Origin of the sequence: Breznakia sp. PF5-3 (assembly GCF_029504745.1) — a bacterium.
Classification (GTDB): Bacteria; Bacillota_I; Bacilli_A; order Erysipelotrichales; family Erysipelotrichaceae; genus Breznakia.
The window spans coordinates 58366-71277 of sequence record NZ_JAQFIQ010000005.1 but is presented as its reverse complement, the minus strand read 5'-3'; the positions used below and the strand labels follow the sequence as shown (position 1 = coordinate 71277).

Sequence of the window (12912 nt, the reverse complement as noted above, 5' to 3'; positions counted from 1 at the left end):
AAAATCATTATACTGTTACTTATGATGGTAATGGTGCCACAAATGGACAAATGAGTGATGGATATGCTGTATATGATGATTCTTTCACTTTAGACTCTATTGGATATACAAAAAAAGGATATTCGTTTGCAGGATGGTCAACAAAAAAAGACGGTACTCCAGAATATACAAATGCACAACCATTTAACAATTGGAATATTGATAAAAATTTAGTGCTTTATGCTGTATGGAAAAAAGATGCTCCAATCTCAAAACCAGCTACAGGACCACAAAATAGTACTGTGAGAAAAGCAGCAATTTCTACAGGGGATAATACCAATATGATCTTGTGGGTTTTATTACTTGGAATAAGTTTTGTAGTTATTAGTAAAAACATAAAAAAAGAATACTAGTCATTCATAAATATTATCTTATATCTACGCTTACCATGATATTTAGTAGATAACAAGCATATAGAAAAAGAGATTAAAAATTGAAGTGACCCAATAAGTTGGAAATAATGTTATTAGTATGATTGAAGGACTTGAGTTCTAAGATGCAGGACTCAGTCCTTTTAATTTTTCCCTAATGCGTTATTACTCTATGTATTCTGTTATAGCTATCTTTAGCTCTTGTAGAATCTTAAAGGTATGCTCTTCTCCATAAAACATTTCTGATTTCAATATACTAAAGAAACTTTCCATCATTCCATTATCCTTACTGTTTCCTTTTCATGACATACTTTGTTTGATTCCTTTTTCTTTCAACTCCTGGATATAACTGAAATATTGCGATTACCATCCCTGGTTACGATGAAAGATTAACACAGTTACTACTGGATTCCTTTCAAAGACATCTTTAAGCATATCTTTGATTTGTTTTAAGCTTCGATATGGATAGATTAAATGAACTACTTCGCCATTGAATCCACCCAAAATAAGTGATGGGTATAGTTTTTCTCCTCGCAAGTTAAACTCTATGACATTGTATACCATTTTTGATTTGGTTTCTCTGCTTCGAAGTTTCTTTCAATTAAATTATCTGCTATTTTTCCTATTGTTCCTTTATAAGAAAAATATGGAATGGCAACAAACCACTGATTATATCAGTGGTTATGATACATGTATATAATAGAATTTATTAATAGTAGTGCCATGTAGAATAGTAAAGATAATAAAATTGAATATTTAATCAAAAGGAACTAACATTCATTCACTTTTCCCTTTCTCTAGTTTATTGACTTCTAATTATGAGTGTGCTAGATTTGAACGAGAGGATAGTAATTATGGTAAGATTTAGAAAATCAAAGAAGAATAAAGAAAATGTTCAAGCGGATGTTGAAGAACTAGATAATAAAGTGATATTACCAAATAAGGTATTAGAAGAAGTGAAGGTTATGGATTCACAACAAGCAATGATTCGTGTAGAAGGCAAAAAAATATTTATTGAATTTTTGGATAGTGAAGAAGAAAAACAGTCTATTTCTCTACACTGGTTTTTGATACCAGCAATGCTAGTAAGTGTTGGTTTCTTTTTCTTTTTTAAAGATACACAGCAGATATCACTTGTAGGAGAAAATTCCATTTCCACAATATCTTTTTTTGGTGGGCTTGTAAGTGGTATTGCTAGTTTTTTATTCTTTTTTATCCAAGGTAAAAAAGATAAGATTAAGGCAGCATCAAAAAATATTTACTGGCGTAATTTACCAACGGTGTTGATATCTTTTGGAATTATCTTAGCGTTTTTTCTTATTTTATTCTTTAAGGTTTTAGAACTTGTATTTATTGGAGCGAGCTTTGATATTATCACAGCAACTGTAATCTTCTTTTTGATTATGTGCTTTGTTAACTACGCTATGATTTATATATCGATTTTCATAACACCGTCAATGTTAACTAATATTCTTACAGTGGTTATTATCGGTGGGGTTTTTACAGCGATGATGACAAATACAGACCAAGAATGGTGGCAATATAATTTTAGTTTTTTGGGAACTCCAGATGCGAATAATAGTTGGCAATTTAATGTAACATTGATTTTTTCTGCACTATTGATGATTGCTTTGATTGATTATTTATTTGTAACATTACAAAAAGCAATTCCTAAAAGTAAAAGATTGGCAATATTAAGAGTATTGTTAACTCTAACAGCAATTAATTTAGGAGGTGTAGGACTCTTTCCTTATAATGAATTATGGTATTTTCAAAGAATTCATGACTATGTTGCAAGAGCGCTTGTAGTTTTAATTTTGATTCTTATTGTTTTCTTACGTTGGCTACTGCCAAATATCAGTAAACGGTTTTTACGTTTATCATATTTGATTGGTGTTGGTTTAGCAATTACAGTAGTTTTGTTTTTAGGCTTAGGCTATCTATCTTTAACAGCATTTGAATTGATTGCATTTGTATTGGCCTTTAGTTGGATATTACTATTGCTTCAAAATCTTCAAAAATTAGTTTTAAAGATTGATAGAGCTTTTGAAGTGACGATTGAAGGACAAAAGCCAAAAATATTATTGGAAGAGGAAAGTGAAGAATTATAATTAAAAAAAGTCGCTTGGACTTTTTTAATTTACAATAAGATATTTGGAATATCCAAATTCCGATATTTGATTCATAAAGATAGACATCTCTTCAGGTGTTGTTTGAAGATCATTTTCAATCCATAATTGAAGAATACTAATAGATCCATAGGCGATGTAATGAAACATCATCTTTAATGTTTTATCATCAATCTTAGGATTTTTTTGTTTCCAATCTTTCATGACTGTATCTTGTACTAAAAAATATATATTATCAATAAAGTCACCATTAGCATTTTTGCTCAATAGTATTTTGAATATTTCACGATTCTTATCTAAATATTCAAATAGATATAATGAGAAATCAGTAATTTGCTTTTTGGTTGATTGTAAATAGACTGTTACAGATTCGATAATCTCTTTACTAACTTTGCTTTGAATATTATCTAATACATCATATACATCTTGATAGTGATTATAAAAGGTGCCACGGTTAACATCTGCTTTTTCGCATAGTTCCTTGATTGATATTTTGGCGATAGGCTTTTCTTTAATAAGTTGCAATAAGCTTTCTTGAATAACCATTTTTGTATATTTTATACGACGGTCAACTTTTTCTTTTTTCATAAGATCCTCACTTTTTGAACAGTTTTATACGATTTGTTTATTTACTAGCATTTCCATCATTTTTGATGGTTGTCGGATTATCATAATCACATTATAATATAAGAAGTGTTAGATATTCAACACAGTGTATAAAAAGGAGACTTTATGAATTATATTGAATTTAAGGACGTAAAGAAAACTTATCAAATGGGTGAGGTAGTTATCAATGCTTTGAATGAAACATCTTTTTCAATTGATAAAGGTGAATTAGTTGTTATTGTTGGACCAAGTGGAGCTGGGAAAACAACGACATTAAATATACTGGGTGGAATGGATCGTGTGAGTGCAGGCTCAGTTTTTGTTGATGATAAGGATATCACAAAGCTTAATGATCGTGAACTGATAACGTATCGTAGAGAAGACATAGGCTTTATTTTTCAGTTTTATAATTTAGTACAAAATTTGACTGCAAAGGAAAATGTAGAACTTGCTATTCAAATTTGTAAGGATCCACTAGATCCTGTAGAGGTGCTAGATAAGGTTGGATTAGCAAAGCGAATGGATAATTTTCCTTCTCAATTATCTGGTGGTGAACAACAACGAGTGGCAATTGCTAGAGCATTAGCAAAAAATCCTAAGTTACTTCTATGTGATGAACCAACGGGAGCTTTGGATTATACAACCGGAAAACAGATTTTGCATCTTTTGCAAGATACATGTCGTAAGGAGCATATTACAGTGGTGATTATTACTCATAATACAGCGTTAGCCCCAATGGCAGACAAGGTTATATCGTTTCGTAATGGAAGTGCATCAAAGATTGAAATAAATGAGCATCCGATATCAATTGATGAAATAGAGTGGTAACCATGAAAAATGCTTTAAGAAAAGATACACTACGAGAAATAAAGCATTCTTATAAGCGCTTTGTTTCCATCTTGTTAATGGCAATGTTAGGCGTTGCTGTGTTTGTGGGAATTAGTGCTAGTGGTGTAAATATGCGCAGTTCTTTAAAGGATTACCAAAATGATCATAATGTGTATGATATTAAAATAAGTTCAACCTTAGGTTTTCAAAAGGATGATGTTAAAGCTATTCGTGATTTGGATGATGTAGAAAATGCATATGGTATTTACGAACAAGACCATATTGTCGAATATGAAAAGACACAATATGTGTTTCATATTATGGAGTATGAAACAAACATCAATCGTCCAAGTATTGTAAAAGGTAAACAACCTTCTACAAAAACGGAATGTAGTATTGATGAGCAATTTGCTAAAGCACAAGGGATTCAAATTGGTGATTTTTTAGATATTCAAGATAGTGATGATATTTTTCAAAAGAATAATGTAAAAGTTGTAGGCTTTGTAAAGTCTCCTTTATATATATCAGATGAAAAAGATGCTTCTAATCTAGGTTCTGGAAAAGTGGAATCTTATATGTATATAAATCAAAACAATTTAAAAGCATCTGGTATTCGTACGATTTATGTATTAGCAGAAAATGCAAAAAGGATGAATAGTGAGAGCGATGAGTATGAGCGTTTAATACAAAATATTGAAGATAATATAAAAGATATTAGTGATAAGCAAAAAGAATTACGCTATGAGCAGATTGTTGAAGATGAATTAAAACCTTACGAAGTAAATGGAGTTTTGATGTTGAGTGATGAACAGCAGCAAGAAATACGTGATGCTGTTCCTTATCCTACTTGGTACATTCAAGATCGAGAAACAGCCAATATAGGGTATAGTGCATGGATTCAAGAATCCAATAATATTGATAATATTAGTCGAATCTTTCCAATTATTTTTTATGCGGTAGCAACCCTGATGAGTTTAACGGCAATGACACGGATGGTGGATGAAGAGCGAACGCAGATTGGAACACTCAAGGGATTAGGTTATAGCAAATCTAAGATAGCTAGCAAATACATATCGTATGCAATGCTAGCAACACTAATAGGGACAATTCTTGGTGTGATTATTGGTTTTTATTTTCTAACCAATATAGTTGTATCGCTATGTTCTACAGGGTATTCATTACCAAAACATGCAATTTTATTTGATTACAAAATTGCCTTTATTGGAATTGCTATTGCAATCATCTGTATTGTAGGTGGTGCGGTTTATGCAAGTTATGAAAAACTTCGACTTGTGCCTGCTACATTGATGCGACCTGAAGCACCAAAGCAGGGGAAGCGAGTTTTATTGGAACGTGTTACATTTTTATGGAAAAGATTGAGTTTCACACAAAAAGTAACTTTGAGGAATATTTTCCGTTATAAAAAAAGGTTTTTAATGACAATTTTTGGGATTTGTGGGGCAACTAGTTTAGTCCTTATAGGGTTTGGTGTAGATAATAGTATTTCGCAAATGACACCACTTCAATATGAAGAAATATATCAATATCAAGTAATGGTAGGTACAAACAGCGATGAGTCTAGTTTCTATAATGAGATAAAAGATAATCAAGAAGTAAAAGAGCTATTACCAATTTATATGCAGAGTGTTGATATTGAATATGGTAAAGATAACAAGAGTATTTCAATGATGGTTATAGAAGATACAAAAGCTTTTAATTCTTTTATTAAATTACGAGATCCAAAGAATTCAAAAGGATATACATTAAAGGATAATGAAGTAATTCTAACCCAGCCAATTGCCAATGCATTATCTATAAAAACTGGTGATACAATCACGATTAAAGATGAAGACAAAGGTGAAAAAGAAGTAACTGTTGGAGCAATTTGCGAACAATATATGTCTAATAACATTTATATGAGTAAAGCTTTGTATGAACATATTTTTAATGAATCACCAACATCCAATATGCTGTTATTAAAAACAGATATGTTGAATGAAAAAGCGGAAAATAATTTTGTGGAAAGTCTATTAGAAACAGATCATGTAACATCAGTTCATTTACTTTCTGATATGCAAGGTTCTATCATGAGTTTTGATTATGTAATTATCATCATTATTATTGCTTCTGGTTTACTAACTTTCTTAGTATTGTATAATTTATCTAATGTGAATATCAATGAGCGAATTCGTGAATTAGCTACATTAAAAGTATTAGGCTTTTATAATAATGAAGTGGATCAATATGTAAATAGAGAAATGATTATTTTAAGTTTGATTGGAATCTTCTTTGGTATGTTTGGTGGTACATTGTTAGTAAACTTAGTATTTAGTGCTGCTGAAACCGATTATACAATTTTTCCTAAAATAATAGAACCGATTAGTTATGTATATGCAGCATTAATTGTATTTGGATTTACGATTATTGTTTGTATATTTTCCCATTATTCATTGAAAAAAATCAATATGATTGAATCTTTAAAGAGTGTTGAATAAAAGAACATATATGAATTGATAAAAGATCGATACCCATATCTAGTTATTGATCTTTTCTTTTTTTATTGTATTAATGTTTTTTAGTATTAAATAAGTGCAAGGAGGACACTAATGTTTGAATTGTTATAAATTGGTTAATTTGTTGCAACCCTTGTAAATAACATATATAATTCTATGGAGAGTGAATTGTTTGGAGTCAGTATTTGGATGGGAGAAGCAATAGAGGCGAATGAAAAAGTTTAATGGACTAACACAGGAAGAGGTCAACAAAGAAACCAGACTAGGTAATGTGAATATACCACCAAAGCCAATTGTGAAAAGTAATCTTAGAATTATTCTTGGACATGTTTTTAATTTATTTAATGCATATAATTTTGCAATTGCGTTTGCACTTATTATGGTAAAAGCTTACTCAAGTCTTTTTTTTGTGATTATTGTTTTAAGTAATACAATAATTCGTGCATATCAGGAAATTCGATCAAAAAATACAATTGCAAAGTTAAATCTTATTGTATCACCAAAGACGAAAGTTATCCGTAATGGTAAAGAACAGCTTTTAAGTAATGATGATATTGTATTACATGATACTGTTTATTTTGAAACAGGAAACCAAATCAGCGCAGATTCGATTATTTTAAGTGATAATGTAGAAGTGGATGAATCTTTAATTTCAGGCGAAGTAGAACCTGTATTGAAGAAGGTTGGAGATACGTTATTATCCGGTAGCTTTATTGTAAGTGGTGCATGTTATGCTGAAGTGATTCATGTAGGTATTGATAATTATGCAATGAAGATAACCGAAGAGGCACGTAAGCGTAAGCCAGTGTCTTCAGAGTTGATGACGACATTTAATAAAGTAACAAGATTTACAAGTTTCTTTATCATACCATTATGTTTTTTAATGGTATTTCAATCGTATGTGATTCGTCATCAAAGCATTGATGAAACCGTTATTAACACAGCGACTGCTCTTTTGGGAATGTTACCAAAAGGACTTGTTTTATTGACAAGTGTTTCTTTGGCAGCGAGTGTGGTAAAACTTGGTTCAGAAAAGACGTTGGTACAAGAGTTATTTAGTATTGAAACATTGTCAAGAATTGACGTTTTATGTTTGGATAAAACAGGGACTTTAACTCAAGGAGTTATGAAAGTACAGGATGTTGTAGCACTTGGAAATACATCGATTGATGAACTTAATGATATTATGTCCTCATTTGTTCAAGGAGCACGGGATAACAATACAACATATCAAACGTTACATGCACATTTCACAAAAGAAAATAAATATGCAACAAAGGATCGAATTTCATTTTCTTCTGCCCGAAAATGGAGTGCTGTTCAATTGGAAGGTGTTGGTGCAGTTGTTGTTGGAGCACCTGAATTTATTCTTCCAGATTATCAATTCAGTGATGATATTATTGAACAACGAAAGCAAGGTGCAAGAGTTTTATTGGTTGCAAAAAATCAATCCTTATCATCATTAAATGATGATATTCATAGTTCTACTGCCATTGGTGTTATTGTCATCAGTGACTCTTTACGGGACGATGCAGTAGAGACATTGAAGTTTTTCGAAGACAATGAAGTACAAGTGAAAATCATCTCTGGTGATAATCCTGAAACCGTGAGTGCGATTGCTAAAAAAGCAGGTGTTAAAACATATGATCATTATCTTGATGCAACAACGATAAAAGATGAAAAAGATATTGAGAATGCAATTATGAATTATGATGTTATTGGGCGAGCAACACCATATCAAAAGCACCAAATGATATTGTGTTTACAAGAACATGGTCAAAAAATCGCTATGACTGGTGATGGTGTAAATGATGTATTAGCATTAAAAGATGCAGATGTAAGTATTGCAATGGGCTCTGGGTCTGATGCTGCTCGACAAGTAGCACAAGTGGTAATCATTGATGGACGTCTTGGCACATTGGTTGATATTGTTCGTGAAGGAAGACTAGTTATCAATAATATTACGCGTAGTGCATCCATGTATTATTTGAAAACGATTTATACAATCTGTTTAGCAATTTTATCTGTTCTTTTGAATATTCCATATCCGTTTATTCCTTTCCAAATGACGCTTATGGATATGTTTATTGAAGGTTTCCCTTCGTTTATGATTATGTTTGAAAAGAATATAGATAAGCCAAAGGAATCTATTCGAAATCATGCATTACGTTATTCTTTACCAAATGCAATTATGATTGTGATAAGTGTAGCAGCAATTAAATTGTTAGCTCCACAGTGGGATCTCAACTTAAATCAAGTATTTACGGTTCTTTATTTCACAACATCGTTTATTTCAATACAGATGATTTATCGAATATATAAACCAATAAATTGGTATCGTGGTGGTGTTTTGATTTTGGATATTATAGGGTTTTTGATCTCTGTTCCTATCTTTTGGAATTGGTTAGAGATTAGCCCCGTCAATGAAAAAATTATCATCATTATTTTAGTGACAATGTTGGTTTCACTACCATTGATTTCTTTTATTAGTATAGGGGTTAATAAATATTTGAGTAAAACAACGCCAAAGTAAAGTCTGAGACTATCTCAGGCTTTTATTAATATAGTCAAATAGATTATTTTATTCTTTACAATTTTATAAGTTGAGGTGCATATTTAATTTTGCTATAATATATGGAGGTTATAAATGATTAGAGGTTTTCAATATTTATTTTCTGATTTGATGAAAGGTGGGAGATGTTGGAAATGATAAACTTTTTAAAATCTTTGCCATCACATGGAAAAAAAGCAGTTATTAATATTACTAGATCTTTTGGAAATGCTGCATCCAGTATTTTTGCAGTAACAGTAACTTTGATACTGGTGATGTTATTTACAGTTGTAGCGGTTAATATTGGAAATTTTACAACAAACATAGAAAAAAATGTACAAATTTGGGCGCGAATTGATACTGTTGTAGATGAAGGTGAATATGCCAGAATACAAGAGGAAATCGAAGCGATTAAACATGTTGATAAAGTTGAGTTTTCTGATTCAAAAGAAGAACTTGATAAAATGATGACAAGTGGTAATGGTAGTGAAGATAAGGATCATCTTAAGAGTGGAAATCCTTTGCCAGCTGCATATTATATTGATGCAACAGAAGGGAAATATGTAGAATCCGTATCTAAATCTATTGAGAAGATTGATGGCATTTTAGATGTGAATTTTGGTGGAGATAGTATTTCAACAATGATAGGTGCTTTTGAAGCAGTAAGGTTATATGGAGGAATTTTAGCAGGGATTCTTTGTGTTTTAGCGATATTTTTAATTTCTAACACAATTAGGCTTAATATATATAATCGTAGAGAAGAAATTGCGATTATGAGAAATGTAGGAGCTAGCAATGGATATATTAAAGTACCTTTCCTATTAGAAGGAATGATAATTGGATTCTTTGGGGCTATACTGCCAATTATTGTAACTATCTTTGGTTATGGCTTTTTATATGATGTAATGAATGGGAATTTCTTTACTCCAATGTTGAAAATGAATGCACCAATGCCATTTGTAATTGAAATAAGTATTCTTTTACTGGTAGCTGGTGTTGTAGTTGGATTATTAGGAAGCTTATTAGCAATTAATAAGAATTTAAAATTTAAAAGGTAAACATATATTAGTTTGCGAGGTGTTCAGGATGAAGAAGATAAAAAAATTAAGCTTTGTATTACTTAGTGTAGCAATATTAATAATGATTAATATATTGCTACCAACAGATGTAAATGCATCAGAGTTTGAGGGAAAAGAAGCATATTGGACTGATTTATGCTCACAATATGGTATTGATGCAAATACAAGAGAAACTTGTTATCGCTATCAAGATTATTTAAAAGACAAGAAAAACGAGAAGTTGAGTGAATCAGCAAATACGCAAAAAGAAATTGATGCAATGCAAGGAGATTTATCAAAGCTTGGCGATTTAGCATATAATTATGAACAACAAGTGGTAGATATCGATAATGAAATTTCATCATTGTCTGCGACACTAACAGAAAGTGAAGCAAATATTAAGATTATTGAAGAAAAGATTATTGAACAAGATGGTAAAGTTGATACACGTAAAGAAAAAATCAAAGAACGAATGAGAGAACTTCAAGTAACAATTAATACAAATGAATATATTGATTTTATTATGGGTGCTGATTCATTGGTTGAATTTATCCAACGTTCAGAAAGTATTGAAACAATTACAGAATATGATAATAAACAAATTGATTTATTAAATAAAGAAATAGAAAATTTAGCTACTGATAAAAAAGATCTTGAAAGAGTAAAGGAAACAATTAAAGCTCAAAAAGCGGTATTGGATCAAAAACGTGAGGATTTAGTTGTAATGAAGGAAGAGAGCCAAAAAGTATTGGCAGCTTTAGAAACTAGACAAAATGAATTGATTGCCCAAAAAGGTGGATCTGATAGTGCTGCAAATCAAGTGGCAAGCTTAATGCCAAGTGTAAAGCCATTAGTTACAGATGATGGTGGAAATACTGGTGGTAACACTGGAGGAAATACTGGTGGCAATACAGGCGGTAATACAGGAGGTAATACTGGCGGAAATAATGGTGGCAGTTTAAACTGGGGACGTAATTTCTATAGTAAATATTATAGTTCACCATATAATAAAATAAGTGTTGTTAATTTAACTGGACAATGTACATGGTATTGTTTTGGTAGAGCGAGTGAAGTAAATGGAGATCATTTATATAATTTATTGCCAACAGGGAATGCTGCTGATTGGTATTCGCAAGCAGCAGGAAGAGGTTTAAGTGTTGGCCAATCACCACGAACGAATGCAATTATTGTATGGGGGAATGGTCAGTATGGACATGTAGCATTTGTAGAGTCTTATGGCAATGGTATGATTACCATTTCGGAAGGTAATGTAAATGCACCAAATGGTGGATTAGGGTATGGAACAAGTTTGGCAACTGCTATTCAATACACACAAACAGCTACGTTGTCATATTCAAGCTTAGTGAGTCAACGTGGAACACCAATAGGATTTATTTATTTTTAAAACAAAAAAGGAGAGAACAATTGTTTTCTCCTTTTCTTATCCAATGATATATGATGTCATGGACATAGAACCCATGAGTCTTTCTTCATTATAAATTTTAACTGATTCATCTGCATCACAAGCGCCTAATGCGTATAGTAAAGGGTAGAAATGATCATAGTAATAACAAGCCTTTGTTGCAGCTTCGTGCTCTGTATAGTTGATGACATCTTCATGAATACCATTTACAATAGCATTTTTAATATATAGATCAAAATCATCAGCCCATGAATAGCCACCCTTCATATCCCAATTTATCAAGCCAAGATTATGAACAATGTTGCCACTAGCCAAAATAAGAATGCCTTTCTCTCTGAGCTTTTTTAATTGTGTGCCAATATCATAACATTCCTTTGGTGATAAAGAAGCATTTACACTGAATTGATTTACAGGGATGTCAGCATTTGGATACATGGAACGTAACACACTCCATGCGCCATGATCTAATCCACGTTTTGAATCTTCCAAAAGTTGATTAGATAATGATGTCTGTGTTATATTCACTACATCAGTAGACCCTTTTGCAGGATATTGCAAGGTATAGAGTTCTTCAGGAAAACCATAGAAATCGTGAATTGTTTCTGGCGATTTTGTGGTTGAAATAGCATTCTCTTCTAAAAACCAATGTGCAGATATACAAAGAATTGCTTTTGGTTTTGGAATAGCTTCTGCCATTTTTTGCCATCCTTTCGTAAATTGATTGTGCTCAATAACATTCATTGGTGAACCATGACCAACAAATACAACTGGCATTTTATTCATAAAAACACCTCCAATATCTCAAGTATATGGAATTGTTAAAGAAACATCAACTAAAGCGATTGAGGAATAAAATAGAAATAATATTGACTTAGAGTGCACTCTAAGTGTTATAGTATGAATTATAACTTGAGAATTTTATAAAGGAGGAAAAAAGATGTTTAGTATTGGTGAGGTAAGTAAAAAATATCAATTATCACAAGATACATTACGTTACTATGAACGTATTGGCTTGATTCCGCCTGTAAGTCGTAATGAAGGAGGAGTCCGTAGATATACAGAGGAAGATTGTGATTGGGTTGAATTTATCAAGTGTATGCGTAATGCAGGACTCTCTATTGAAAGTTTAATCGAATATGTGAATATGTTTCAAAAAGGTCCAAGTACCATTATGAATAGAAAACAATTGTTGATTGATGAGAGAGAGAAATTAGTACAAAGAATTAATGAAATGAAAGAAGTATTGCAACGATTAGATGGAAAAATTGATGGATATGAAGAAAGAATGTTAGAAAAAGAGCAACCTATATCGAACAAGTAGTTTCAATTGGTTATTTTTTATAAATAATATTAAACTACTTTTTTCTCTTCTTTTTTTTTGCTATAATTTAAGT

11 protein-coding genes are annotated in these 12912 nt (G+C 31.4%); 8 read left to right on the top strand and 3 right to left on the bottom strand.

Going from position 1 to position 12912, the window contains the following annotated elements; translation table 11 throughout:
- A partial coding sequence (locus M2475_RS02260; protein WP_277489318.1) for an InlB B-repeat-containing protein occupies positions 1–392 on the top strand: 392 nt, incomplete at its 5' end.
- A gap of 381 nt (positions 393–773) precedes the next feature.
- On the opposite strand, the gene M2475_RS02255 is transcribed toward M2475_RS02260, so the two are convergent.
- Complete coding sequence (locus M2475_RS02255; RefSeq protein ID WP_277489317.1) at positions 774–947, bottom strand: hypothetical protein; 174 nt, start codon at positions 945–947, stop codon at positions 774–776.
- 317 nt (positions 948–1264) lie between these two features.
- Here M2475_RS02255 and M2475_RS02250 point away from each other — a divergent pair, with 317 nt between their 5' ends.
- Positions 1265–2521 carry a DUF998 domain-containing protein gene (locus M2475_RS02250; RefSeq protein WP_277489316.1) on the top strand — a complete coding sequence of 419 codons (1257 nt, stop codon included), beginning with the start codon at positions 1265–1267 and terminating at the stop codon, positions 2519–2521.
- 24 nt (positions 2522–2545) lie between these two features.
- Here the strand turns inward: M2475_RS02250 and M2475_RS02245 are convergent, their stop codons facing one another.
- The gene (locus tag M2475_RS02245) at positions 2546–3127 is read right to left on the bottom strand and encodes a TetR/AcrR family transcriptional regulator (RefSeq protein WP_277489315.1); all 582 of its coding nucleotides are present in this window, start codon (positions 3125–3127) and stop codon (positions 2546–2548) included.
- A 144-nt stretch (positions 3128–3271) separates the two neighbouring features.
- Between M2475_RS02245 and M2475_RS02240 the strand changes: the two genes are divergently transcribed.
- The 5 genes from M2475_RS02240 to M2475_RS02220 all read left to right on the top strand — a co-directional run bounded on the left by M2475_RS02240 (position 3272) and on the right by M2475_RS02220 (position 11500).
- The gene (locus M2475_RS02240) at positions 3272–3973 is read left to right on the top strand and encodes an ABC transporter ATP-binding protein (RefSeq protein ID WP_277489314.1); all 702 of its coding nucleotides are present in this window, start codon (positions 3272–3274) and stop codon (positions 3971–3973) included.
- 2 nt (positions 3974–3975) lie between these two features.
- On the top strand, positions 3976–6468 hold the full coding sequence (locus M2475_RS02235) for an ABC transporter permease (protein WP_277489313.1): 2493 nt from the start codon (positions 3976–3978) through the stop codon (positions 6466–6468).
- Between the two features lie 229 nt (positions 6469–6697).
- Complete coding sequence (locus M2475_RS02230; RefSeq protein WP_277489312.1) at positions 6698–9019, top strand: HAD-IC family P-type ATPase; 2322 nt, start codon at positions 6698–6700, stop codon at positions 9017–9019.
- Between the two features lie 173 nt (positions 9020–9192).
- Complete coding sequence (ftsX, locus tag M2475_RS02225) at positions 9193–10095, top strand: permease-like cell division protein FtsX (protein WP_277489311.1); 903 nt, start codon at positions 9193–9195, stop codon at positions 10093–10095.
- 28 nt (positions 10096–10123) lie between these two features.
- Positions 10124–11500: a CHAP domain-containing protein gene (locus M2475_RS02220; protein WP_277489310.1), complete on the top strand. Its 1377-nt coding sequence runs from the start codon at positions 10124–10126 to the stop codon at positions 11498–11500.
- A gap of 36 nt (positions 11501–11536) precedes the next feature.
- Here the strand turns inward: M2475_RS02220 and ygiD are convergent, their stop codons facing one another.
- Positions 11537–12301, bottom strand: coding sequence for a 4,5-DOPA dioxygenase extradiol (gene ygiD, locus M2475_RS02215; RefSeq protein WP_277489309.1), 765 nt, complete (start codon positions 12299–12301; stop codon positions 11537–11539).
- Between the two features lie 154 nt (positions 12302–12455).
- Between ygiD and M2475_RS02210 the strand changes: the two genes are divergently transcribed.
- Positions 12456–12839, top strand: coding sequence for a MerR family transcriptional regulator (locus tag M2475_RS02210; RefSeq protein WP_277489308.1), 384 nt, complete (start codon positions 12456–12458; stop codon positions 12837–12839).
- Positions 12840–12912 lie beyond the last annotated feature (73 nt).